Origin of the sequence: Lysobacter sp. Root916 (assembly GCF_001429785.1) — a bacterium.
Taxonomy (GTDB): Bacteria; Pseudomonadota; Gammaproteobacteria; order Xanthomonadales; family Xanthomonadaceae; genus Lysobacter.
The window spans coordinates 289203-314407 of record NZ_LMJF01000011.1 but is presented as its reverse complement, the minus strand read 5'-3'; the positions used below and the strand labels follow the sequence as shown (position 1 = coordinate 314407).

Annotated in this window: 23 protein-coding genes; 15 read left to right on the top strand and 8 right to left on the bottom strand. The window is 67.6% G+C overall.

All coding sequences use genetic code 11. From position 1 onward, the window contains the following. Positions 1-402: 402 nt before the first annotated feature. Genes ASE35_RS09070 through ASE35_RS09060 form a run of 3 tightly spaced genes read left to right on the top strand, consistent with a single transcriptional unit; the run spans position 403 to position 3151 of the window. A complete protein-coding gene (locus ASE35_RS09070; RefSeq protein WP_056178370.1) occupies positions 403-1557 on the top strand; it encodes an SPFH domain-containing protein in 1155 nt (384 codons plus the stop codon). 20 nt (positions 1558-1577) lie between these two features. Next, positions 1578-2891, top strand: coding sequence for a hypothetical protein (locus ASE35_RS09065; RefSeq protein WP_057163635.1), 1314 nt, complete (start codon positions 1578-1580; stop codon positions 2889-2891). Then, the gene (locus ASE35_RS09060; protein WP_056178366.1) at positions 2891-3151 is read left to right on the top strand and encodes a hypothetical protein; all 261 of its coding nucleotides are present in this window, start codon (positions 2891-2893) and stop codon (positions 3149-3151) included. Before ASE35_RS09065 ends, ASE35_RS09060 begins: the two co-directional genes overlap by 1 nt. 67 nt (positions 3152-3218) lie before the next feature. Here the strand turns inward: ASE35_RS09060 and ASE35_RS09055 are convergent, their stop codons facing one another. From ASE35_RS09055 to ASE35_RS09045, 3 genes are all read right to left on the bottom strand, one after another. Next, positions 3219-4067, bottom strand: coding sequence for a trypsin-like serine protease (locus tag ASE35_RS09055; protein WP_057163634.1), 849 nt, complete (start codon positions 4065-4067; stop codon positions 3219-3221). Between the two features lie 138 nt (positions 4068-4205). Beyond that, complete coding sequence (locus ASE35_RS09050; RefSeq protein WP_057163633.1) at positions 4206-4706, bottom strand: SRPBCC family protein; 501 nt, start codon at positions 4704-4706, stop codon at positions 4206-4208. Continuing rightward, positions 4684-5046 carry a metalloregulator ArsR/SmtB family transcription factor gene (locus tag ASE35_RS09045; RefSeq protein ID WP_056178362.1) on the bottom strand — a complete coding sequence of 121 codons (363 nt, stop codon included), beginning with the start codon at positions 5044-5046 and terminating at the stop codon, positions 4684-4686. Before ASE35_RS09045 ends, ASE35_RS09050 begins: the two co-directional genes overlap by 23 nt. Positions 5047-5247: 201 nt before the next feature. On the opposite strand from ASE35_RS09045, the gene ASE35_RS09040 reads away from it, so the two are divergent. Further along, positions 5248-5904 (top strand): phytanoyl-CoA dioxygenase family protein, encoded by a 657-nt coding sequence (locus tag ASE35_RS09040; RefSeq protein WP_057163632.1) that lies wholly within the window; start codon positions 5248-5250, stop codon positions 5902-5904. Positions 5905-6139: 235 nt separating this feature from the next. Here ASE35_RS09040 and ASE35_RS09035 read toward each other — a convergent pair whose 3' ends face one another. The 5 genes from ASE35_RS09035 to ASE35_RS09015 form a co-directional block, all read right to left on the bottom strand. After that, complete coding sequence (locus ASE35_RS09035) at positions 6140-6667, bottom strand: DUF4189 domain-containing protein (RefSeq protein ID WP_056178359.1); 528 nt, start codon at positions 6665-6667, stop codon at positions 6140-6142. 259 nt (positions 6668-6926) lie between these two features. After that, a complete protein-coding gene (locus ASE35_RS09030) occupies positions 6927-8186 on the bottom strand; it encodes a delta-60 repeat domain-containing protein (RefSeq protein ID WP_057163631.1) in 1260 nt (419 codons plus the stop codon). 927 nt (positions 8187-9113) lie between these two features. Next, positions 9114-9896: an NrdJb gene (locus tag ASE35_RS09025; protein ID WP_056178347.1), complete on the bottom strand. Its 783-nt coding sequence runs from the start codon at positions 9894-9896 to the stop codon at positions 9114-9116. Positions 9897-10009: 113 nt separating this feature from the next. Then, positions 10010-10528 carry a hypothetical protein gene (locus ASE35_RS09020; RefSeq protein WP_056178345.1) on the bottom strand — a complete coding sequence of 173 codons (519 nt, stop codon included), beginning with the start codon at positions 10526-10528 and terminating at the stop codon, positions 10010-10012. Between the two features lie 287 nt (positions 10529-10815). Then, a complete protein-coding gene (locus ASE35_RS09015; RefSeq protein WP_056178343.1) occupies positions 10816-12969 on the bottom strand; it encodes an adenosylcobalamin-dependent ribonucleoside-diphosphate reductase in 2154 nt (717 codons plus the stop codon). Between the two features lie 646 nt (positions 12970-13615). On the opposite strand from ASE35_RS09015, the gene ASE35_RS09010 reads away from it, so the two are divergent. From ASE35_RS09010 to ASE35_RS08960, 11 genes are all read left to right on the top strand, one after another. Beyond that, positions 13616-15052, top strand: a complete 1437-nt coding sequence (locus ASE35_RS09010; protein ID WP_057163630.1) for a Do family serine endopeptidase — start codon at positions 13616-13618, stop codon at positions 15050-15052. A 75-nt stretch (positions 15053-15127) separates the two neighbouring features. Continuing rightward, positions 15128-15490: a hypothetical protein gene (locus tag ASE35_RS09005; RefSeq protein ID WP_056178339.1), complete on the top strand. Its 363-nt coding sequence runs from the start codon at positions 15128-15130 to the stop codon at positions 15488-15490. A 17-nt stretch (positions 15491-15507) separates the two neighbouring features. Further along, complete coding sequence (locus ASE35_RS21955) at positions 15508-16086, top strand: phage holin family protein (RefSeq protein ID WP_235567206.1); 579 nt, start codon at positions 15508-15510, stop codon at positions 16084-16086. A gap of 46 nt (positions 16087-16132) precedes the next feature. After that, positions 16133-16537, top strand: a complete 405-nt coding sequence (locus tag ASE35_RS08995; protein WP_057163629.1) for a hypothetical protein — start codon at positions 16133-16135, stop codon at positions 16535-16537. Positions 16538-16635: 98 nt separating this feature from the next. Next, complete coding sequence (locus ASE35_RS08990; protein WP_235567230.1) at positions 16636-17661, top strand: AI-2E family transporter; 1026 nt, start codon at positions 16636-16638, stop codon at positions 17659-17661. Between the two features lie 84 nt (positions 17662-17745). Beyond that, positions 17746-18477 carry an HAD-IA family hydrolase gene (locus tag ASE35_RS08985; protein ID WP_056178333.1) on the top strand — a complete coding sequence of 244 codons (732 nt, stop codon included), beginning with the start codon at positions 17746-17748 and terminating at the stop codon, positions 18475-18477. Continuing rightward, a complete protein-coding gene (locus tag ASE35_RS08980; RefSeq protein ID WP_057163628.1) occupies positions 18474-19856 on the top strand; it encodes a leucyl aminopeptidase family protein in 1383 nt (460 codons plus the stop codon). Before ASE35_RS08985 ends, ASE35_RS08980 begins: the two co-directional genes overlap by 4 nt. A gap of 149 nt (positions 19857-20005) precedes the next feature. After that, entirely contained in the window at positions 20006-22018 is a 2013-nt protein-coding gene (locus ASE35_RS08975) for a CshA/CshB family fibrillar adhesin-related protein (protein WP_057163627.1), read from the top strand. Positions 22019-22241: 223 nt separating this feature from the next. Beyond that, entirely contained in the window at positions 22242-24116 is a 1875-nt protein-coding gene (locus ASE35_RS08970) for a Calx-beta domain-containing protein (protein WP_157489373.1), read from the top strand. Between the two features lie 115 nt (positions 24117-24231). Continuing rightward, positions 24232-24801, top strand: coding sequence for a hypothetical protein (locus tag ASE35_RS08965; RefSeq protein WP_056178324.1), 570 nt, complete (start codon positions 24232-24234; stop codon positions 24799-24801). Continuing rightward, the gene (locus tag ASE35_RS08960) at positions 24798-25106 is read left to right on the top strand and encodes a transcriptional regulator (protein WP_056178321.1); all 309 of its coding nucleotides are present in this window, start codon (positions 24798-24800) and stop codon (positions 25104-25106) included. The genes ASE35_RS08965 and ASE35_RS08960 overlap by 4 nt, the downstream gene beginning before the upstream one ends. Positions 25107-25205: the final 99 nt, after the last annotated feature.

Here is a 25205-nt window from a genome sequence, read left to right as displayed (position 1 = left end):
ATGCGCCGCAGCAAGGCGCCGCGACTATCGGGCGAGCAAGTCGCGGCTGAGGCGAAGGCGCCCCCTGCGTCGGGGGACTCGCGACCGGTACCCGCCCGAAATAGCCTCTGGGCCGATGGCAAGCGCCCGCCGGCGCGCTGCGCTCGGGCCGCGTGGCGCGAACGCAAGATGGCCCGCCTGGCCGGGCGTCGGGAGAGGCGCTGGCCCAGGCGAACGCGCCGGCCGGTCGGACCGTACAGAAGGAGACGGTCGAAGCCGGGCGCTGCGCATAGGCGCAAGAGCCGCCGGTTCGCCTGGACCAGCGCCGATTGAGCCGGCCCGCCTCCAGCGCGCCGCGCGGAACTGTATAGTTTCGGCGTGCAAGGCGGGCACGGTGCCCGGCCAAGAAACGTGGGGAAGGTCATGGGTCTGGTGCAGGCGGTGGCGGGTGCGGTCGGTGGCGTGCTCGCCGACCAGTGGAAGGACTTCTATACGGTTCCCGATGGCCTGCCGCCGACCGCGGCGCTGTTCGCCGCGGTGCCGCGCGGTACCAATGCCGGTCGCGGTTCGAATACCAGCGGTTCCTCGAACATCATCAGCAACGGTTCGAAGATCGTGGTTCCCGAGGGCTACGGGCTGCTGCTGTTCCAGGACGGCGCGATCACCGGATTCGTCGCCGAGCCCGGCGGCTACGAATGGCGGTCGGACGACCTCAACTCCCAATCCATTTTCGCCGGCGACGGCCTGGTCAGCTCGCTGATCAAGCAAAGCTGGGAGCGTTTCAAGTTCGGCGGCCAGCCGGGCGCGCAGCAGGCCGCGTTCTTCGTCTCCCTGAAGGAACTGCCGGACAATCGCTTCGGCACGCAGTCCGAGATCTACTGGAACGATGGCTTCCTCAACACGCAGGTCGGCGCGCTGACGCGCGGCTCCTACACGCTGAAGATCGTCGATCCGATCCTGTTCGTGAAGAACTTCGTGCCGGCCACCTACCTGCGGCCCGGCCAGGTCTTCGATTTCACCGACGTCGACAACGCCGCCGCCAGCCAGCTCTTCAACGAAGTCGTCGGCTCGCTCGCGCCGGCCTTCAGTCTGTATACGAACGACGCGGACAAGGGCAACCGCATCACCAAGATCCAGCAGGACTCCCTCGGTTTCGCCAAGAGCCTGTCCGACGCGGTGGAAGCGGCCTATCAGTGGAAGTCCGACCGCGGCCTGGCCATCGTCAAGACCGCCATCGTCTCCATCGAGTACGACGCGACCACCCGGGAACTGCTCAAGACCGTGCAGCGCGCCGACGCGCTGTCGGGTGCGCGCGGCAATTCCAACCTGCAAGCCAGCGTCGCGGCGGGCATCCAGTCGGCCGGCGAGAACGGCGGCGCGGCGGGCCTGATGGGCGTCGGCATGGCCACGGGCATGGTCGGCGCGGGCATCGGCGGCCTGCAGCAGCCGGTGGCGCCGGCCGCGGCCGCCGCCGACGATCCGATCGCCAAGTTGAAGAAGGCCAAGGAGATGCTGGACCTGGGCCTGATCACGCAGGCCGACTACGACGCGCTCAAGACCAAGACGCTGGGTCTGTAAACCGGAGCCGCATAGCCGCCATGTCGAACCCCACCCGTTCGTCGCCACCGCCGCTGCCGCCGTATACCGGCCCGGGGTCGCCGCAGGACGTACCGCCTTTGCCCGGCAGCTCGCCGCTGGATCCGGCCACCTTGCCCGAACCGATCCGCGACGAGTTGCTGGCGCCCGATCCGGTCGCCATCGACACGTCCTCGGACGAGCTTAAGGACGGCCTCAACCGCTGCCCGAAATGCGGTGCGTCCGACATTCGCCACAAGCCGGGCAGCGACTTGCTGATCTGTCTGTATTGCCGCAACGAGTGGCAAGGCGCGCGGGTGGAGGAGGAGTTCGGACTCGGCGAGGGCCTCGACCAGCTCAAAGGCACCATCATCGCCTCGGGGGCGCGCGACATCGCGGCCGACGCCGCCAGCCTGATGACCTTCAAGTGCACCGGTTGCGGCGCCGAGGTGACGGTCAACACCGACGCCGGGATGACCGCGCGTTGTCACTGGTGCCGGCACGTCTTCGGCGTCAACGAGCAGGTGGCCAACGGCGCGGTGCCCGACGCGGTGCTGCCGTTTCACATCCGCAAGGACGATGCCGTCGCCCGTATCCGTCAGTTCGTGGACAAGCGCCGCTTTTTCGCGTTGAAGGCCTTCAAGGAACAGTTCACCCCGGAGAACGTCGTCGGCGTCTATTTGCCGTACATGATCGTCGACGGCAAAGCCAGCGCCGACATCGCCGGCCAGGGCGAAATCCAGACGCGCCGCTACACCAGGGGCAGCGGCGACGACAAGAAGACTTACTACGACGCGGACGTCTATCGGGTGGAGCGGCACGTCGACTTCACCGTCGACGACCTGCCGCTGGAATCGTCCACCGAACGCGGCAATCTGGATATCCGGGTCAACACCAACAACATCATCAATACCATCCTGCCGTTCGACACCAAGAACGCGGTGAAGTGGAACGCGTCCTATCTGTCGGGCTTCAGTTCGGAGAAGCGCAACACCGACGTGCAGCACCTGCGCCCGCGCCTGGAAGACCAACTTCTGTCGATCGCCCGCGCGCAGGTCGAGGAGTCGGTCGAGCGCTACGGTCGCGGCGTGCGCTGGGAGCAGGAACGGCTCGACGTCCACGGCACTCGCTGGGTGTCGATGTACCTGCCGGTGTGGCTGTATTCCTATCATCAGCCGGGCAGCAACGGCGGCATGCTGCATTACATCGCCGTGAACGGCCGCACCGGCGAGACGATGGGCAGCGTGCCTGTGCAGCAGTGGAAGCTGCTCTTGACCGCCATCACCGTCGGCACCTTCCTCGAAGGCATCGCACTCTGGATCGTGGGGAACTCTTAATGAGCGACGACAGCGGACTATGGCTGCTCCTGCTCGGCCCGGCCGGCGCCACCGGCCTGTATTGGGGCCTGTATCGGTACTACCGCAACACCGACAAGTCGCACGCGTTCGAGCGCGAAACGACCGTCGAGGCGCAGCCGGTGACCGGCTCGGACCAGAAGATCGGCGAGGTAACGGGAACGCGGGAGACGGAGATCGACGGCAACAACGTGCAGGCCTACCGCAAGCGCGTGAAACGCATCGAGGGCGACACGGGCTGAGTTCGGCCACGCGCTGTCGGCGGTCCCGAGGAAGGCCACTCGGGGCCTTCCTATCCAAGCCGGCGCGTCACGGCGTTTTTTGGATTTCGGTGTTTCGGCCCGACAGCTTCGCGGGCGCCGCGATCGTGTTCTCGATCCAGCCGCGGTAGTGCTCCACCCGCACGCCGTAATTCATCTGTCCGTACTTGCCCGGCCAGGTTTCCATCGGATTGCCCTGTACGCGCTTCCATGCGGTGATTCCGGCCACCTGCCATTCGTCGCCCACTGCGACGAGCATGGGGCTGCCGCTATCCCCGTTGCCCAACGACGCCTCCAGCGGTAGTGCCGCCGGCGGCGGATCGAAGGTGTATCCGATCCATCGGCCCTCCGAGAGGCTGATCTCGTTGTAGCCCTGGCGCAGATCGGTCCGGTTCGGGCCGTGCGGATGGTGCCCCCGCGTACCCGTCCCGGTGGCGCCCCGCCCCATGATCCGCACCACCTTCCCCAGCGCCGATTCGCTGTAGATGCGCACGGGAGCCACGTCGCGCACCGGCTCGACCAACTCGATCAGGGCGATGTCGTCGGAAGCGGCCATGAACGCCAGGAAGGCGGCCCAATCGCCCGACTTGATCGCCGCGTCGACCATGTCCTGAGGCGGCTTCTTGTAATCCGGGTGAACTACGACACGGCTTACGGCGTAGGGAGTGCCGCCGACGACGACCACCTCCACCCCTTGCTGCCAGCTGACCACGTGGGCGGCGGTCAGCACCCACCGCGGTGCGATCAGGACGCCATGGCCCTCGCCCGACACGTCGGCCAATGCCGGGAATTCGGATATGGCCATCCGATAGCGCATGTCGGGGACGTCGTCCCGAATGACGACCGCGCCGGCGCCGAACGATGCCAGCAGAAAAAACGAAAGGACCGCACGACGCATCGGGCACCTGGAAAGCGATGTTTCGGGAAAGGAAGGGACTCGCAAGAGCCCCATTCGAGTATCGGCAATTCGTCGGCGCCGAGCCAGCGGCTCTGAGCCGATGCGCCCCCCTCGCCCATCCGTCGCATGCGCCGGCGGTCACGCCCCTCTTGCGAGCAACGCGTCCAACTGCGCGAACTGCTCCGGCAGACCCTCCGCCGAACCGGCAAGGGCTTCGTCGAGGGCCGCTTGCGTGGGGTAGAGTTCGTGCAAGGTGACCAGCGTGCTGCCGGCGTTTTCTTCGAACGTCACTGTGGTCACGGCGCCCTGATCGCTTTCTTCGTTCGTCCACACGATGCGCTGGTTCGGCGTCACCTCCGTGTAGGTGCCGAAGAATGCTATCGGTTGATCGGTGGCGGGGTGGCGGAACACGAGGCGATACCTACCGCCGGTGCGAACCTCCATCTCGCACGAGAGCAGCGACAGGCCGGCCGACTCCGGAACCCACCACTGCTTGAACAAATCGGGCCTGCTCCACGCTTCGAAGACGATATGCGCGGGCGCGTTGAACCGTCGCGTCGCGACGAATTCGCGGTCGGACTTGCGCTCCACGACGGTGCGATTGATGGCGTCGGGGCTAGCTTCGTTTCCTTTTGGCATCTGCCTTCTCCTCGCGTTTCAATTGTTCGACCAGCTGGTCGAGCGCGTCGAAGCGCGCACTCCAGAGTTGGCGGTGTCGTTCGATCCAGGCGGCCTCTTCCTCCAGCCGGCGCTGTCCGAGCTTGCAGGTGCGTACGCGCCCCACCTTCTGCGTGGTCACCAGCCCCGCCTGCTCCAATACGCTGACGTGCTTCTTCATGCCCGTGAGGGTCATGTCGAACTTTTGGGCAAGGTCGGTGATGGAAGCCTCCGAACCGCCCAGGTGTTCGAGCACGCCGCGCCGGGTGACGTCGGAGAGCGCGGCGAAGGTTGCGTCGAGGCGGGCTTGATACTGAACCATATGGTTCACTGTAAAGCGCGCACGGGCGATTTGCAAGCGGATGGCCGCAGGCGCGCGAATCGGGGCCGGCTCCCGTCTCGCGTTATGTGGCCCTGCTGCTTGAGGGCCGCCGCTCATTGCGCGCTTACTTCGCCTTCGGGCTGTCCTTCCGGGCACGGACTCGGTAAAAGAACCGGCACCCGCAGACGAAGCCGAGAACCCATGATCGACCGCGAACAACTTCATCGGGACGGCTATGCCCTGCTCCGCGGCGAAATTCCGGCGGAGTGGCTGGACGATCTGCGCCGCGCCTTCGATACGGGCGTGCAGCCGTCGGAGCGCTGGCCCGTGCCGCGCGGCGCGGACTGGCGCCATTCGCAGCTGGACCTCGACCCGACCGTGCAGGCCGTCTGTCGGCTGCCACGCGTCCTGGCCGCGGCTGGCGCGCTGATCGGCGAGCGGTTCTTCCTGTCGCAGGTGGAGGGGCGCGAACCCTTGCCCGGGCAAGGCCATCAGGGGCTGCACCGCGACCTGTCGGCGCAGCGGCCCGGCGATACCGTGAACGCGCTGGCGTTCCTGGACGACTATGGCCCGCACAACGGCGCGACCCGCCTGGTGCCCGGCAGCCATCGCCCTAGGCCGGACGCAGCGCCCCCCGGAGAGGACGACGAGTCCCGCAGCACGCAACTAACAGGCGCCGCGGGCGACATCCTGGTATTCGACGCCGACCTCGTCCACGCGGGCAGCCTGAATCCGGGCAACCTGCGCCGCCGCTCTCTGCTGATGGGCTACTTCGCCGAATCCAACTACGCACAGCACCTGAAAACGATGCGACTGCGCGGCGTCCGAATGGACACCAGCGGGCGGTTCGAACCGTAGGGTAAGTTGCGGGCGCCACGCTTCTTTCCCGATCGCGGCGGTGTCGGCGCGGAAGCGCACATGGCGCCTTCGGCCGAGAACGGTCGCCGGGCGCCGGAGCTGTGCCGAACCGAAGCACTAAACCGCGCCGCTCCGCTCGGCGGCCCGCTGGGCGAGAGCTCGAGTCGTTAGCCTGCATGGGCGCAAGTGGCCAGCGCACCCGCCACTCGTCGGCCCCCAAACTTTCAATCTGCCCCTACGGCGGAACCGCCTCCTGAAAACTGCAACCGCTGTGATAAATCAGGCACTCCACGCCGGATGCCTCGTCGCACAGTTTCGTCGCCTCGCGAATCGCGGCCTTCTCGTTGACCGCGGACGCCGCCACGCCGTGCCCTCCGCCCCAGGCGTATGCGGCGCATTGGTTGTAGAACGACAGTTGCACCGAGCATTTACTCGGCTCTTTCGCCACCTGCCTGCAGTCGAGTACCGCATCTTTCTCGGCGGCCGCTTTCGACGCTCGACCGTTCGCCACGCCCAGTCCGCTGGCCCCTTTTTCCGTGGCATACGCGCCCCATCGGTCGGCCCAGACCATCTGGATGGTCTCTTGCTGTTCTTCCTCGCCTCCCTCGCCATAGCCCGGAATCGGCGCGCAGGCGATGAAGTCCCGGGATCCGGTTTCGAACATGCCGGCAGGACACCGGCCTTCCGCGAAGCCGCTCAGCGGGAGCCCTAGCAAGACGAGCCCCGCCAGACCAACGATCGCGGCTGGGCGGGCGTTACCCATTGCCGGCTTTCTCATTTCGCTTCCTTTTCGGGTCCGGCGGTGCAGGTGCGGGGCACCGCAGTGTCGGCCAGGTGGCTCATGGGCTCAAGGACCAGTTTACGGCGACAGTCCTCGGGCTTATGACTCCAGAAAATCCCGCCTCGCGCCCCAGCGTGGGACGAACGACCCTGTGGCGTATGTCAACGGCACCGACCGCAGCAGGGCCCGCCCTCATCCCGGCAGCAAGCCCTGCCCTCAGGCCGGCGATTCGAACCGCAGCTTATTGATACCGGGCAACCACGAAGGTCACTGGCGAGTTGCCATAGCCCGCCACGACGATTTTGCCGTCGCTCTGTATGGCGAGCCCTTGAACAGCGGCATTCGCGCTGCCGACGGCGGTGGCGACAGGCCCGAAGCTGTAGTCCTGGTTGCCGTACGGGTCGTAGCGGTTCAAGGTCAACTGGCGGTAGCTGCCCGCACTGGAGTAGCCGCCGACAATGATGCCGCCGGTGGCATCGATGGCGACATCGCTGCCGATCGCATTGCCGCTACCGATGGCGGTAAGGACCTTGCCGGTGCCGGATCCGAAATAGCTGTCCAGCGCGCCGGCGCTGGTGTAACGAACGGCAGCCATTCGATAGTAGCCGCCACTCGCGCTGTTTGCGTAGCCAGCGGCGACGATGTTGCCATCGCTTTGAATCGCCAGCGAAGTGGCGACGGCGGAGTTGCCGGTGAAAGTGCCACCCACATTGGTCAGAACCTTACCGCCGGTACCGAACGTGGTGTCCAGCGCGCCTGTCGTGGTGTAGCGCGTCAACGCGAATACGGTGCCGCCGCTCGATGCGTAGCCGGCCAGCACGGGCTTGCCATCCGCCTGGATGGCCAGGCTGTTGGCGAGGGCCGAGCTGGTGCCGACCGTCGAAGTGACGGTGCCGGTACCGCTGCCGAAGCTGTAATCCAAGGTACCGCTGCCGGTAAGGCGCGCCAGCGCAAAGCCGGAGCCGGCATAGCCCGCAACCCAGATCGAGCCGCCCTGGATCGCAACGGCGTAGGCTTCCGACGCCCCCGCGTAGAAATTGACGGTCGCCTTGCCCGAGCTGCCGAAGCTGGTGTCCAGCGAACCGTCCGCGTTGTAGCGAACAATGGTGAAGTTGCGGGTCGCGGTGAAGTTCGGGCACGAGGTGCCTGCAACGACGATCTTGCCATCCGCTTGCAAGGCGAGTGCGCGCGCTTGTCCCGAGCAACTGCCGGACAGCGTGGTGGTGACCATGCCGGTGCCATTGAAGCTCGTGTCCAGCGCACCGCTGGTCGTATAACGGGCCAGTGCGAAGTCGCCGAGTGCGTTCTGGCCGGCGCTGACAATCCGTCCGTCCGGCTGGATAACCACCCGGGCGGCGGCACCGTAGCCGCCGAATGCGGTGGAGGTGGTGCCCGCCGAACCAAATGTGGGGTCCAGCGCCGCGGCTCCTGCCGGCGTTGCCACTACGCCGATGGCACCGATGGCCATGCCCAACGAAACCTTCATCGTATTGCTGATCATTGCTTGCTCTCCTTGAGCGTGGTTGAGTCCATTTGGCTTTCCATTCAACTCACCGTCGCTGCGCAGCGACGGTGTTCTGAATACGCAAGGCTTGAAGGCAGCTGTGAGGTGCGTCGCTTGCCCAAGGTATCCGTGCTTGATTACAGGTATCACGCAAGTAACGTGCAGCATGGCTTGAGTCGCAATGACGGTCCGCTCGCGGCGATACGCCTGCCGACCTCTTCGAGTACCTGCTTGAGGCCATGCGACGCTGCGGGCGAAGCCGGCGACATCGCGAGATGCTCTTCAGGCATTTCTGGTTCCTCAAGCTTACGAGTGCGGTCTGTCAGCGAGTCGGCAGTAACCTGTCGTTCCGAATAAGATTTGATGCTCGAAAGGCAACGCCGCAATTCCATCTGCGACACAGATCCAATCGATGGCCCGCGACAGGCCATCCACGTCAGCCGAGCGCTGTCTTGTTCGATGCCCTGCTCGCCAGATGAAGAAGCGAAGCTCCAGGAACTATGTATTCCAGTCGAATACGTCCTCGATGTCCGTCCCGTAGTTGCCCCCTGCCCTAGACCAGGGCCACCCACGGCCCTGCTTCTCGGCCCAGAACATGCCTATGTGTGCAATGGCGAGCAGCCCCCCGGTTCTGCGCCGACATTCAGCCCCTCTTTTGCTAAGTGTGCACTAGGCGAATCTCCGTCGTTGAGACGCTCCGGAGACAGAGGCTACGCAGCGCTCGAGAGCACCGAACCCAACCATTCCTAGCCAGCGCGGCAGGCTTGGGGCGGTAGTAGTTCGTCAAAACAAAATGGGGCTCCGGAGAGCCCCATTTGGGTAGCAGCAGCGTCCAGATGCCCGTACTGGCAACCCGGGCGCCCAACTAGCGGCTTCAAGGTGCGCGCGCACCTTTCGTCATTCAACGTTGGCGCGTACCGGCGCTCAACCGCACTTGCTGTAACCGCAGTTCAAGCAGGTGGCGCAGCCGTCCATGATGACCAAGGCCTTGGTGCTGCACTTGTGGCACAGGGTGGCCGAGGGCGGGAAGGACACGCCTTCGCCGGTGACTTCGATGTCTTCGGCGTGGCCGCTGCCTTCGGTCTGGACGGGCGCGGAGATGGCTACGTCAGAGTTTTTTTTTGAGCGCTGCTCGTAAGCGGAGCGCTTCTCGGCGATCAGGGCGCGCTGGGCGTCGCTCATGTCGGGGTCGTGCATCATGCCGATCGACTTGAGGTGGTCCTCGACGATGGCGCCCATCTCGGCGACCAGCGAGGGCATGTAGACGCCGCCGGGTTTGAAGTAGCCGCCGCGCGGGTCGAACACGGCCTTCATTTCGTCGACCAGGAAGGTGACGTCGCCGCCTTTGCGGAACACGGCGGACATGATGCGGGTCAGGGCCACGATCCACTGGAAGTGGTCCATGTTCTTCGAGTTGATGAAGATCTCGAAGGGACGGCGCAGTTCGTGCTCGGTGCCGGCGTTGAGGACGATGTCGTTGATCGTCACGTACAGCGCGTGCTCGAACAGCGGCGACTTGATCTTGTAGGTGGAGCCGATCAGGATCTCGGGGCGCTCGATGCGTTCGTGCATCTGGATGACGTCGGCGGTCGGCAACTCGTCGACGGCCTTGCGCGCGGCGGCCTCGGACCTGGCGCTTTCTTTGGCCTTGTCTTCCGGGGTGACGACGCTGTAACCCTTGATTTTCTTTTCGATCTTGACGGCCATGGGCCAGGCTCCTGTTGCGGTGGCGCTTTTCTAGTTTTGGTCTGGATGCGCGGGTAAGGCGCGGCCCTCACCCCAGCCCTCTCCCGCACGCGGGAGAGGGAGGGCTTGAAGGCTTACTTCTTCTTCGCGGCCTTCTTGGCGGCCTTCTTGGCCGGCTGGCGCGGAACCTTCTTGGCGGCCTTGGCGGCCTTCTTCTTGGCCGGCTGCTTGACGACCTTCTTGGCCGCCTTCTTCACGGCTTTCTTGACGGCCTTCTTGGCTGCCGGCTTCTTGGCCACCTTCTTCGCGGCCTTCTTGGCGGCCGGCTTCTTGGCGACCTTCTTCGCCGCCTTCTTGGCGGCGGGCTTCTTGGCGACCTTCTTCGCGGCCTTCTTGGCCGGCTTCTTGCCGGTGGCCTTGGCCTTCAGCGCGGACGCTTCCTTCTTGGCCTTGGCGCTGGCCGAAGCGAGCTTCTTCTTGGCGGTGCCGACGGCCTTCTTGGCGGCCTTGCGCGCCTTGGTGGCGGTCTTCTTGACCGACTTCACCGCGTCTTCGGCGCGGGTGGCGATGGCGCTACCGATGTTGGACGCGGTTTCTTTCACGTTCTCGGCGGCCTGGGTCAGGGTCGCCGTCACTCCATTTCCGTTGCTCATATGCCCTCCTCGTGGGCGCTTTCGTCGGCGTTACGTATTGGCTATGTGTAATCGGGGTGTTACCGGAGCGATCCTATACCCGGTGTGCGCGCAACACACTGAACCGCGTCGCGCGCGTCGGCCTGGCTGTGGTGCGCGGTGCCCGGCCGGGGCGCCGCGTGAGGCGTTTGAACGGTCGCCTCCGCCGGGAATTGGGGTTCTAGCGGCTCGGGTTTCGGCGTAAGCGAGTTCCGCGCAAATCCCACCCTAGCCCCCCTCTGCAAAGGGGGGAAGGAGCAAAGGCCGGCTTAGAACTTGCCGTAGTAGCCTTCCTTGAGCGCGTCGAACAGGTTGGCGGCGGTGTGCATCTCGCCGTCGTACTCGATCTGCTCGTTGCCCTTGACCTCCAGCACGCTGCCGTCTTCGAGCTCGAAGCGGTAGGTGGTGTTCTCCAGGTCGGCTTCCTTGACCAGCACGCCCTGGAAGGCGGCCGGGTTGAAGCGGAAGGTGGTGCAGCCCTTCAGACCCTGCTCGTGGGCGTAGCGGTAGATGTCCTTGAAGTCCTCGTACGGGTAATCCGTGGGGACGTTGGCGGTCTTGGAGATCGAGCTGTCGACCCACTTCTGGGCGGCGGCCTGGACGTCGACGTGCTCCTTGGGGGTGATGTCGTCGGCGGAGATGAAGTAGTCGGGCAGCTGGGTGCCTACCTCGTCGCTGAACGGCATGGCCTTGGCGTTGATGAGTTCGCGGTAGGCCAGCAGCTCGAACGAGTAGACGTCGACCTTTTCCTTGGACTTCTTGCCTTCGCGGATCACGTTGCGGCTGTAGTGATGGGCGAAGGAGGGCTCGATGCCGTTGGAGGCGTTGTTGGCCAGCGACAGCGAGATGGTGCCGGTGGGCGCGATCGAGCTGTGGTGGGTGAAGCGGGCGCCGGTTTCGGCCAGCTCGTCGACCAGCTCGGGCGCCACTTCGGCCACGCGCTGCATGTAGCGCGAGTAGCGCGCGTGCAGGAGCTTGCCGGGGATCTCCTGGCCGACCTTCCAGCCGTCCTTCTTCATCTCCGGGCGCTTGCGCAGCATCTCGGCGGTGACGGCGAAGCGCTCTTCCATGATCGGAGCGGCGCCCTTTTCCTTGGACAGCGACAGGCCCATTTCCCAGCCGGCCACGGCCATCTCGCGCGCGATGCGCTCGGTGAACTCGCAGGACTCGGCCGAGCCGTACTTCATCTTCAGCATGGTCACGGTGCTGCCCAGGCCGAGGAAGCCCATGCCGTGACGGCGCTTGCGCATGATCTCGGCGCGCTGCTGTTCCAGCGGCAGGCCGTTGACCTCGACCACGTTGTCGAGCATGCGGGTGAACACGCGCACGACTTCCTTGTATTCCTCCCAGTCGAATTCGGCCTGGTCGGTAAAGGCGTTGCGCACGAACTTGGTCAGGTTGACCGAACCCAGCAGGCAGGCGCCGTAGGGCGGCAGCGGCTGTTCGCCGCAGGGGTTGGTCGCGCGGATGGTCTCGCACCACCAGTTGTTGTTCATCTCGTTGACGCGGTCGATCAGGATGAAGCCCGGCTCGGCGTAGTCGTACGTCGAGACCATGATCATGTCCCACAAGTGCCGCGCGCGGATGTGGCCGTAGATCTTGCAGGCGACCAGGCCGTCTTCGCGGGAGATGTAGTTCTTGTGGGTCGGCCACTCGCGCCAGACGACCTTGTCGGCGTCGTTGAGGTCGAGGTCGCCGCGCTCCTTGATGTTGACCGGGAACACCAGCGGCCAGTCGGCGTCGGTCTTGACCGCGTCCATGAAGCCGTCGGTGATCAGCAGCGACAGGTTGAACTGGCGCAGGCGGCCGTCTTCGCGCTTGGCGCGGATGAAGTCCTTCACGTCCGGGTGGCTGACGTCGAAGGTGCCCATCTGGGCGCCGCGGCGGCCGCCGGCCGAGGACACGGTGAAACACATCTTGTCGTAGATATCCATGAAGGACATCGGACCGGAGGTGTAGGCGCCGGCGCCGGCGACGAAGGCGCCGCGCGGACGCAGGGTGCTGAATTCGTAGCCGATGCCGCAGCCCGCCTTGAGGGTCAGGCCGGCTTCGTGAACCTTCTCGAGGATGCCGTCCATCGAGTCTTCGATGGTGCCCGAGACGGTGCAGTTGATCGTGGACGTGGCGGGCTTGTGCTCCAGCGCGCCGGCGTTGGAGGTGATGCGGCCAGCCGGGATCGCGCCGCGGCGCAGGGCCCAGACGAAACGCTCGTACCAGTACTGCTGCTTCTCGGACGTGGGCTCGGCGTCGGCCAGGGCCTTGGCGACGCGCTGGTAGGTGGAGTCGATGTCGGCGTCCACCGCCTCTCCGGTCTTGGTCTTCAGCCGGTACTTCTTGTCCCAGATGTCCTGGGATGCGGGCTGCAGCGGGATGTCCTTGTCAACCGCTTCCGTCTTGACCGCCTCGAGGCGAACCGTACTCATGCCTGTCCTGTCTCCTTAACTGGGGCGGGCCGTTCGGTTGCGCCCGCCGCCGGGTGAGTCTTGTTGTGATTGCTGGTAACCGGGGTGTTGTCTGGATGTGTTGCCTGGATCGGGGTCTTGCTTACCGCACCTCTACCGCACTTGCTGCCGCGAACCGCGGTGGTGGCTGGCCACCGACGGCGACGCGCGCGATCGCGCTGTTACGCGCCGCGTGCGAGATTGTGTTGGTGGCATCGGGCCGAGCCTGCTCCTGTCATGCGCCGCCCCCCGTTGGCGCCTAACCGACCCAAGCCGAACCCCTAAGCTTGGGCTCCCGTCGCAAAGACAACCACTACATGTAGTGTCGAAGCGAGGACTCAAGCTACGCCCGGCCCTGGGCGGTGTCAACGGTTTTTTTGATGGCAGTCACGTGTCGGGATGGGGTCAAACGTCACACGCGCGCCTTACGTAAACGCTTTGGGAATGCGGCCACAATTTGTGTGTACGCCGTGCATGCAAACCCTCAGGCGGGACACTTCATCGCATATTTAGCGCGGTTGACCGACACTTCGTTCAGCTGCGCGCCCGTCGCCGGCGCCGGGCCCCTGGCCGGGCCGCCGCGACGTCCGCCCTCCCCCCACACGACTCTTATCGGAACGGTTCCACGATGCGTCCTCGTCCCCTGCCGACCCTGTTCGCCCTGACCCTGGCCGCCGCCTTCGGCGGTTTCGCTGCCACCGCGATCCGCGACGGCCTGGAAGCGCCGGCCCAGGCCTCGCCGGCCGCGGCCGCGCTGCCGGCGGTGTCGGCGCTGCCGACCGCGGTGGGCGGCCAGCCGGTGCCCTCGCTGGCGCCGATGCTGGCGCGGGTGACGCCGGCGGTGGTCAGCGTGCACACCAAGCAGACCATCCGCATCCGCAACCCCTTCGCCAACGATCCGATGTTCCGGCGCATGTTCCCGAACATCCCACAGGAGCGCATCAACGAGTCGCTGGGCTCGGGCGTGATCATCGACGCCAAGAACGGCTACGTGCTGACCAACCACCACGTGATCGAGGGCGCCGACGAAGTCTCGGTGACGCTCAGCGACGGGCGCACGCTCAAGGCCGAGTTCACCGGCTCCGATCCGGACACCGACATCGCGGTGATGAAGATCCCGGCCGAGAACCTGAGCTCGCTGACCCTGGCCGACTCCGACGCGCTCAAGGTCGGCGACTTCGTGGTCGCGGTGGGCAACCCGTTCGGCATCGGCCAGACCGTGACCTCGGGCATCGTCTCGGCGGTGGGCCGCAGCGGCCTGCGCGGGCTGGGCTATCAGAACTTCATCCAGACCGATGCCTCGATCAATCCGGGCAATTCCGGCGGCGCGCTGGTCAATCTCAACGGCGAGCTGGTCGGCATCAACACCGCCAGCTTCAACCCGCAGGGCAGCATGGCCGGCAACATCGGCCTGGGCTTCGCGATCCCGGCCAACCTGGCGCGCAACATCAAGGACCAGCTGATCGCCAACGACGGCGTGGTACGGCGCGGTTCGCTGGGCCTGGAATCGCAGGACGTGGACGCGCGCCTGGCGCAGGCGCTGAAGCTGGACGAGCCACGCGGCGCGGTGGTCACGCGGGTGTTCGCCGGCAGCGCGGCGGCGGCGGCGGGCCTGAAGGCCGGCGACGTGATCCTGGCCGCGAACGGCCAGCGCATCGACAGCCGCGACGCCTTGCGCAACTTCGAGGGCCTGCAGGCGATCGGCGGGCGCGTCTCGCTGGAGGTGCGCCGCGAAGGCAAGCCGCTGCAACTGGCGGCGACCCTGCGCGAGCAGCCCAAGGCCTATGCGGGCAAGGACCTGGACGAACGACTGGGCGGCGCCAGCTTCGCCGAGCTGCCCGAGCGCCTGCGCCAGTCCGGCGCCTCGGGTGTGCTGATCGAGTCGGTGGCGCGCGGCAGCCGCGCCGAGCGCAACGGTTTGCGCTCGGGCGACGTGGTGGTGGCCGCCAATGCCGGCGATTTCGAGGATTTGCCTGGCTTCCGCGCGAGCTTCACACGGCCTCCGGCACAGTTGGTCCTGCGCGTGATGCGCGGCAACGCGATCGCCAACCTGTTGATGCAGTAATGCGGACCCGGGGATGAGCGATCATCGCGGGACGCGCAGCGCAGACGAGTTCCGCCCTTTTCCCAGGAGAATGCAATGAGCCCTACCTCGACCGACGCCATGAAGGCCAACCTCGGTGAAGCCGGATCGCACCTCAAACAAGCCGCGGCCGACGCCGGCGTGGCGATCCGCGGCGCCGCCGGCGCGGCGGGCGACGAACTGAAGATCGGCAAGGCCAACGTCAAGGCCGACCTGGCCGACGGCGCGCTGGCCGGCATCGCCGCGGCCGAGCATGCGGGCGGCGCCGCGCGCGAGCAGGTCGATGTGCTGATGGACAAGGGCCGCGATCTGATCGAAAGCGCGGCCGAGCTGGTGCGCGAGCGTCCGCTGGCCTCGTTCGGCGTGGCCTTCGCGGCCGGCTTCATCATCGCCAAGCTCGCCCGCGGCAGCGACAAGTAAGCCCAGGCATGCAGGCCATGGGGGACGAGCGCCCGCCGCAGCCGCCTGGCGGCGGCGACGCGGGCGCGGGCGAGGAGGACGCCGCGGCCCAGGCCGCGCCGGATCTGCTGGAATCGCTGCGCCAGCTCGGCGACACCGGTCGCGCCGGATTGGGCGCGGCCGGCGATACCGCCAAGGCCTTGCGCAGTCTGGTCGCGGCGGATATCTCGCTGGCGCGCAGCGCGCTGGGACGGGCGCTGGCGCTGATGGGCGTGGCGATCGCGTTCGGCGGTTCGGCCTGGTTGCTGCTGATGGCGACCTTGATCGTGTTCCTGAGCCGCACCCTGGGCGTGCCGTGGTCGCTGGCGCTGCTGTTGACCGCACTGCTGAGTCTGGCGGTGACGGCCTGGGCGGGGTGGCAGGCGGTGCGCTATTTCGAGCACACCCGCATGCAGGCCACGCGCCGGCAGCTGGCGCGGCTGGGCATCGGCGAGTTAGCCGACGTCACGCCCACGCCGGGCTCGCCGGAATCGGCGCGCGAAGCCGCGCGGCGCTGGCCGCCGGAAGGCCCCGGCGCAGGCAAGGACGAACGCGGCGTCGACCTGACGCCGCCTTGATCGCACTTAGGTTTTCCGACCCATCGCATTGCGAGGCCCGACGCCCGTGAGTTTCGAACAGCTGATCGCCAAGGTGCACCAGGCCGAAGACGTGGTCGAAGCGCAGGAACGCCGATTGGTGGCGAACCTGCGCCAGGTCCAGCATTCCTGGCGCGAAGCCTGGACACCCGGACGCATCGTGATCGCCGGCCTGGTCAGCGGCTTCGCGGTCGGTCGCGCCGAACCGCTGCGGGTGGCGGCCAAGAGCGGCGGCATGATGCAGATGGTGTCGATGCTGTCCAGCCTGTTCGCCGGCGGCAGCGCCGGCGTCGCCGCGAGTCAGGCCGAGCGCGCGGCCGACAACACCCAGACCGTCGCGGCGGCGATCGAGGAAGGCGAGGACGCGGTCGTGGCGCGCGCCGAGGCGACCGTGCAAGCTGTGCGTTCCGCCGCCGATCCCATCGACTTTTGAACGCGTCCGCCGAGCACGAATCCACCGCCTCACCCGACGCGCCCGCGCCGGCCGACGACGAAGCGCAAACCCCGACGCCGCCGCGCCCACGCGCGCCCGTGTCGGTGGTGGTGCTGGCGGCGCTGGCGGTGGGCGCGACCCTGTGGGCGGCGCAGGCGCTGATCCTGCCGGTGCTGTTGGCGGCCTTCTTCGCCCTGATCGGCAACCCCATCATCCGCGGGCTGCGCAAGCTGTGGCTGCCGCGCTTCGCCGCGGCCCTGCTGGTGCTGATCGGCGGGCTGGCGGCGGCCGGGCTGCTGGCCAACCAGTTGATCGAACCGGCCGGCGAATGGGTGCGGCAGGTGCCGCGCGAGATGAAGCAGCTCGCGCCCAAGCTGCGCGAGATGACCAAGCCGATGCAGGAAGCCAACCGCGCCGCGCAGAACATCGCGCGTGCCGCCGGCGGCGAGAGCACGGCCAAGCCGGTGCAGGTGGTCAAGACCGAGCTCAACGACCCCTACAAATCGCTGACCTCCACGCCCAAGTACGTGGCCTCGGTGCTGGCGGTGGTGCTGCTGACGTTCTTCTTCATGGTCTACGGCGAAAGCCTGCAACGCAACGCGATCGGCCTGCTGCCCGGCCTGCGCGAACGCAAGATCACCGTCGACATCCTGCAATCGATCGAGCGCGAGATTTCGCGCTACGTGCTCACCATCAGCGTGATCAACACCGCGCTGGGCCTGGCCCTGGCCGGCACGCTGTTCTGGCTGGGCGTGCCGCTGCCGGAGGCGCTGCTGTGGGGCACGATGGCCGCGATCCTCAACTTCGCGCCCTATGTGGGCCCGCTGATCGGCATGGTGACCATGCTGCTGATGGGCTTCGTCGCCTTCGACGAGGCCTGGCGCGCGCTGCTGCCGGCCGGCCTCTACCTGCTGCTGCACACCATCGAGGGCCAGATCGTGACCCCGATCGTGCTGGGCCGGCGCATGCGGCTGTCGCCGCTGATCCTGATCCTGGCGCTGATGTTCTTCGGCTGGCTGTGGGGCATCGTCGGCCTGCTGCTGGCCGTGCCGATGCTGGTCTGCGTGAAGTTGGTGCTGGCGCGGATCGAGGGTTTGGAGAAGTGGTCCAAGCTGCTGGAGTGAGGCCCCGACGCCTGAGTGAAAACCCCTAGGCGTTTCGCGCGGGAATGCCGCGGTAGCGTGGGCTTTACGCGCTAAAATAGTGCGATGACTTTCCCCGTCCGCGCCATCACCCTCGACCTAGACGACACCCTCTGGCCGATCGCTCCGGTCATGATCCGCGCCGAACGCGCGCTGGGCGAATGGCTGCGCGAGCATGCGCCGCGCACCGCGCAGCGTTGGCCGGCCGAGGCCATGCGCCGCCTGCGCGACCAGATCGCCGCCGAGCATCCGCACCTGGCGCACGACTTCACCCATCAGCGCAAACTGACCCTGGAACGCATGCTGCGCGATTCCGGCGACGACCTGGGCCTGGTCGCGCCCGCGTTCGAGGTGTTCTTCAACGCGCGCTGCGAGGTGGAGCATTACGACGATTCGGTGGACGCGCTGGAACGCCTGGCCGCGCGCGTGCCGCTGGCCGCGCTCAGCAACGGCAATGCCGACCTGCAGCGGATCGGCCTGATGCATCTGTTCCGCTTCCAGCTGGGCGCACGCGAACACGGCGAAGCCAAGCCGGCGGCGAGCATCTTCCACGCCGCCTGCGCGCGCCTGGATTGCGAACCGCAGGCCGTGCTGCACGTGGGCGACGACATCGAAATGGACGTGGTCGGCGCGCATCGCGCCGGACTGCGCAGTTGCTGGATCAACCGCGTCGACGACGCCGGACAACGGCGCGAGTGGCCTCACGCCGGCCTGCGCCCCGACCTCGAATTCGACACCCTCGCCGCGCTCGCCGATTGGCTGGACGCGGCCCAGACTCCGGATACCGCCGCCGCATGAACCTGCCCCTGGGTTTTACCGATTCCGCCGCCGATGCGCTGCCGCTGCATCTGGTGACGCGCGCCGACTTCGCCGCCTGGCGCGCGACCCTGCTGGCGGGCAGCGCGGCCTGGGTGACGGCGCAGGGCTACGAAGCCGCGGCCGGCACCTTGCTCGTCCTGCCGGGCGCCGACGGTGGCCTGGGCGGCGCGGTGCTGGGCATCGGCGATGCGCTGGATCCGTATTCCTACGGCCACGCGCCGTTCGGCTTGCCGGCGCAGGCTTGGCGCATCGCCGGCGCGCACGACGCCGCCACCCTGGCCGCGCTGCGCCTGGGCTGGGGCTTGGGCAGCTACCGCTTCAGCCGCTACAAGCAGCCGCCGCGCGCGCCGGCGCAGTTGCTGGTCGAGCAGGCCGACGGCGAGACCGACGCTGTGATCGCCGCCTGCCTGCGCGTGCGCGATCTGATCAACACCCCGACCGAGCACATGGGCCCGGAGCAGTTGGAAGCGATCGCGCGCGAGATCGCGCAGCGCCACGGCGCCAAGATCGACGCAGTGGTCGGCGACGAGCTGCTCAGCCAGAACTTCCCCGCGATCCACGCGGTCGGCCGCGCTTCGCACCGCGCGCCTCGCCTGATCCGCTTGAGCTGGGGCGACGCGGCGCATCCGCACATCGCCCTGGTCGGCAAGGGCGTGTGCTTCGACACCGGCGGTCTCGACCTCAAGCCGGCCGACGGCATGCGCAACATGAAGAAGGACATGGGCGGCGCCGCGCACGCGATCGCCCTGGCCGAGCTGGTGATGGCGCGCAAGCTGCCGCTGCGCATCACCCTGTTGGTGCCGGCGGTGGAGAACGCGATCGGCCCGGACGCGTTCCGCCCGGGCGAAGTCATCGCCACCCGCCAGGGCATCAGCGTGGAGATCGACAACACCGACGCCGAAGGCCGCGTGGTGCTGTGCGACGCGCTGACCCACGCCGGCGAACTGTCGCCTGCGCTGGTGCTGGACTTCGCCACCCTGACCGGCGCGGCGCGGATCGCGCTGGGCCCGGACCTGCCCGCGCTCTACAGCAACAACGACGCCCTGGCCCAGCGCTGGCTCGACGCCGCCCAACAGCAGCGCGACCCGCTGTGGCGCATGCCGCTGTGGCGCCCCTACCTGCGCTACCTCACCAGCGCGATCGCCGACATCGCCAACGGCGGGCCCTCGAAGATGGCCGGCTCGGTCACCGCGGCGCTGTATCTGGAGCGCTTCGTGCCGGCCGCCCTGCCCTGGGCGCACCTGGACGTATACAGCTGGAACGACGCCGATCGCGCCGGCCGGCCCGCCGGCGGCGAGGCGCAGGGTTTGCGCGCGGCCTATGCACTGCTCAAGAGCTACGCCCAACCTGGCACATAACTGGCACACTTAAAACGCTTTCAGGCACACAAAATACCCGTTACAGTGCGAACCTGAACGGGCCGTGTGACTTGCGTCACTAAGCGCTGAGCCAGCTTATCCGCCCGTAGAGGCGCCTAAGGGTCCGTCCGCATCCATCGGGGACCCTCTTGAACGCGATACGCCTGGCTACCACGCTGGCGCTGGCCTGCGCCGCGCTGCTCCCGCATTACGCCCACGCCCAGTTCGCCAGCGGCGGCAGCGGCCTGCACCGCTCGCGCATCTTCTGGGTCGACTGGGGCAACAACGGCCAGGACGTCTACAACGGCGCCACCATCACCCGCGGCTTCAACATCGGCTCGCCGGCGACCGCGGCCAACCGGCTCGACATCACCTGCACCCTGTCCAACGCGACCACGACCGCCGGCACCCCGGGCCTGTTCGTGTACACGCCCGGCAGCTGGCAGGGCGACGGCCTGGACGAGCTGTACAACATCGGCGGCAACCAGCCCGGCACCGGCGCCAATCCCAACACCTTGTCGGTGGGCCTGCGCGTCAACAACAGCGCCACGGTCGAGTTCAACTTCAACTGTTCGGCGACCCTGGGCGGCGCCCCCTTCGCGCTGACCGGCCTGGTGTTCGCCGACGCCGAAGCCAGCGGCGGCAACGAGTACGTAGCCGCGCGCCTGACCAACGGCGGCACCCTGCGCGTGATCGACCAGATCTCACAATGCGGCAGCGCCAGCACGGTCAACGTGATCGCCGGCACCCCGCAGGAAGTGCGCTTCAACGGCCCGACCGCGCCGCAGGCCAGTTGCGAAAGCAACGCCACCGCCAGCCTGCGCGGCGGCCCGTCGCTGGTCGGCTTCGTCGACGGCGCCACCGGCGCGCGCGTGATCGCGCGCGGCGGCGGCATCTCGGCGGTCGCGGTGGGCGCGGTGCTGGAACTGGAATTCTCCGAGGCGATCCCGGCCAGCTACGGCATCGCCGCGCACGTGCTCAATTCGGCCTGGACCGGCGGCGTCGCCAGCAACGGCGTCAACTTCAACAACCCGGCCAACCTGGCGACCCTGATCTACAGCGCGCGCCTGGGCGCGACCGTGCAGCCCGACGCCGACGCCACCGGCGCGATCGGCGGCAGCGACGTCGATGCCCTGCCCAAGACCACCGGCCCGCTGGGCGCGGGCTACGCCAACGTGGCCGCGCCCAATGCCTTGCCGGGCGGCACCTACAGCATCGCCAACGTCGCCTGCGTCGGCCCGGCGCGCGTGCGCGGCTGGATCGACTTCAACGGCAACGGCAGCTTCGACGCCGGCGAAGCCTCCAATGCCGCGACCTGCGCGGCCGGCAGCAACACGGTCGCCTTGACCTGGACCCTGCCCAGCGGCTACGTCGCCCAGACCACCAGCTATCTGCGCCTGCGCCTGGCACCGACCCTGGCCGCGGTCGCCGACCCCACCGGCGTGTCGACCGACGGCGAAGTCGAGGACTACCGCATCGTCCTGCCGGCGCTGATCCCCACCGTGCGCGTGGGCAAAATCAGTCAGACCCGCACGGGCACCTTCAACTTCACCGCGACCAACCTGGGCAGCGCGGCGTTCTCGGTGACCACCACCGCGTCGGCGACGCTAGCGACCTCGGCCACCGCCAACGTCAGCTCGACCGCGAGCGCGGTCACCATCACCGAGACCGTGCCGGCCGGCTGGCTGCTGACCGGCGCCAGCTGCAGCGACGCCAATGCCGCGGTCACCGGCAACCCGGCCAGCTTCGGCAGCCTCGCCGGCGCGGTGCTGACCGTGCCGAGCAGCGCGTTGCGCGCGCGCGCCGACATCACCTGCACCTACAACAACCGCCCGATCGTCACCGACCTGGCGATCAGCAAGTCCGAAGTCGGCGGCGCCACCGCGTTCACCCCGGGCGCCAGCAGCACCTACACCCTGCAGGCCTGCAACAACGCGGGCCCGGACGCCGCCAGCGGCGCCAGCATCAGCGATCCGCTGCCCAGCGGCGTGCGCCTGACCGGGCCCTGGAGCTGCAGCGGCAGCGGCGGCGGGGCCTGTCCGGCCGGCGGCGGCGCGGTCAACGACAGCGCGGTGAACGTGGCCGGGGTCAACCTGCCGGTCGGCGCCTGCGTGACGGTCAGCGTGCCGGTCCGTTTCAGCCCGAATGCGAGCGAGTACTGAGCACCCAGACACGGTTTACATGCGATCCACCACTCCCCTTGAACAAGAAATGCGTAAATTGCGTTGAGGCAGTACGCTACGGAACGGCGGCCGTGGATGGCCGTGCCGTGGCCGCAGCCGCGTAATCCCCGAGAGCGCCCCGCGCACCGGAGCTGACGACGGCCGCTGCAGATTCGCATCGCCGGCACCAGCGCCCTGGCGCCGGGTTCAAGGAGGAAGGGGAATGCTGGATCACGCAACGCGCCGGCTCGGCGCATTGGGCTTGGCCGTGGCCGCGGCGGCGTTCGCACCCGACGCCAGCGCGCAGGTCCAGCGCACCTTCGTCAATCTGGGGTTCGAGCAGCCGGCGCTGACCGGCAGCAACTGCTTCCTGATCCTGCCGGTCGGCCTGGTTCCGGGCTGGGCCACCGACCACCCCAGCAATCTCGCCACCGGCAGTTGCTCCCTGGCCGGCGTCACCAACGGCGCCAGCATCAACGGCCCGGTCGAGATCTGGCGCGGCCCCGCCTTCAGCAGCGTGCCGCCGCGCGCCGGCGACCAGCACGCCGAGCTCAACGCCTACACCCCCTCGCGCCTGTCGCAGACCATCTGCCTCACCAATGGCGAGCGCGTGGATTGGCGGCTCAGCCACCGCGGCCGCAACAGCAACATCACGCCCGACGTCATGAACTTCAACATCGACAGCACGGCCAACACGGTCGCGGTGCTGTCGAGCACGACCGTGGCCGGCGGCATTCCGGTCTGCGTGGACAGCGGCAACGTCGACAACATCAGCTGCACCGTGGCCGCCGGCGGCAACGGCTGGGCCGACTACTCGGGCAGCTTCAACTGGAACGGCACCAGTGGTAACCACAACTTCGGCTTCCAGGCCGTCGGCGGCGGCGCCGCGGGCAACTTCCTCGACGACATCCAGGTCACCCTGCGCCCGTATCTGGAATTCGATCCGGTCAGCTACACCACCCGCGAAGCCCAGGCCGTGCCCTCGCTGCCGACCATCCGCATCACCGGCACCGTGCCGGCCGGCGGCATCACCGTGCTGGTCAACGTCACCGGCGGCACCGCAACCGCAGGCGGCGATTACCTCATCAACGGCGGCAACGTGAACGTGACGATTCCCGCCGGCACCTACGACGACAACCGCTTCCCGATCCCGATCACCATCATCGACGACGGCGTGATCGAGAACAACGAGACCGTGCTGGTGCAGGTGCTGCCCAACGCCGCCGCCTACACCCTGGCCTCGACCACCTCCTGCGGCAGCGCCACGGTGCAGAACACCGCCACGCTCACCATCCTCGACAACGACGTCGACCTGCGCACCACCAAGACCAACAGCGGCAACGCCACCCCGCCCGCGGGCGGCACCACCCAATTCACCGTCGCTTACACCAACAACACCGCCAAGCCCACGGTCGGCGATACCACCGCGCACGATGCGATCGCGACGATCACCGATGCCGTGCCGGCGGGCCTGACCTTCACCAGTTGGACCTGCGCGGGCAGCAACGGCGGCGTGTGTTCGGCCGCCAGCGGCAGCGGCGCGATCTCCGGCAGCGCGACCCTGCCGGCCGGCACCGGCGGCGTCGCGGGCGGCACGGTTACCTACACCATCAACGCGACCCTGGGCGCGGCCCAATGCGCCGTGATCACCAACAACGCCTCGATCGCGACCAATGCGCCGCTGGGCGAAGGCGTGGCGGCACAGGCAGGTTTCACCACTCCCGTGCCGGGCGGCAGCGCCAACAACAGCGCCAGCGCCACGGTCGATCCGATGTGCGCCGATCTCACCATCACCAAGACCCAGCCCGGCAACGTCACCACCTACACGCCCGGCGATATCGCCACGTACACGATCCAGGCCTGCAACCCGACCGGGCCCGACGGCGCCAACGGCGCCACCATCAGCGATCCGCTGCCCAGCGGCGTGACCCTGACCGGGCCGTGGGCCTGCGTGGGCTCGGGCGGCGGCAGCTGCCCGGCCACCGGCGGCAACCTGGGCGACACCTCGGTGGCGATCGCGGGAGTGAACCTGCCGGTCAACGCCTGCGTGGACGTGACCGTCAACGTGCGTTTCAGTCCGAACGCGAACGCCTACTGATACTGAGCCCGCATTCGGGCCTGCGCCGACGCTCCGCTCCAGCGGCGTTGGCCTTGGTTGCTTTACTCTGAATTTCAGAGTACTTTGTAATTACCCGCCCACTGGCCCCACCGCCATGACCCAAGACGAGCTGCAGAGCAACCTGGACTACGTCGCCCGCGCCGTGCGCCACCACGAGCGTCCGCCCGGCGTGCCGGCGATCTATTTCCTGTGGGCGCTGCTGGTGCTGATCGGCTTCTGCCTGCCGGACTGGGCGCCGCGGATCGCCGCGCCCTACTGGTTCTTCGCCGGTATCGGCGGCGGCCTGCTCAGCGTCTGGCTAGGGATGCGCCACGGCCGCCGCAACGGCGTGATCGACAAGGAAAGCGGGAGGCGCTACGGCTATCACTGGCTGGTGGCCGGCGTGGCGTTTCTGCTGACCGGGCTGCCGATCGCCCTGGGCCGCGTCGAGATCCATGCCGGCGTCGCCAACTTCCTGCTGATCGGCGGCACCGCCTATGCGCTGGCGGGCGTGCATCTGGATCGTCCGATCCTGTGGAGCGGATTGATCATGTACGTCGCCTACGCCGCGATGATGCTGTTCTCGCCGCCCTATGCCTGGACTTTCGCCGGCGTCGCCACCGCGGCGGCGCTGACCTGGGCCGGTCTGTCGGCGATGCGGCGCGGGAGCGGAGCGCCGCGATGAAGGCGCTCGCGGCTCTCGATCCCGAATTCGAGCACCGCGTGCGCTTGGCGATCGCGGTATTGCTGATGCGCCACGACGAGATCAGCTTCGCCGCCTTCAAGCAGCAGCTGCAGCTCACCGACGGCAACCTCGGCGCGCAGCTGCGGCGCCTGGAGGAGGCCGGCTATCTCGCCTTGCGCCGCGACTTCGTCGAACGCAAACCCGTGACCTGGTACCGCATGACCGCGGCCGGCCGCGCCGCGCTGGAACGTCACCTGGGGGCGCTGCAGTCGATGATCGCCGCCGCCGGCAGCACCGCGACCTAGCGCCGCGGCGCCCGTCTGCTGACAGATTCTGACTTCCGGCAGGTTGGCGCTCGAACAGCCTAGGGTCACACTAGGCAAACTTTTTCGTCTGGTTGGGAT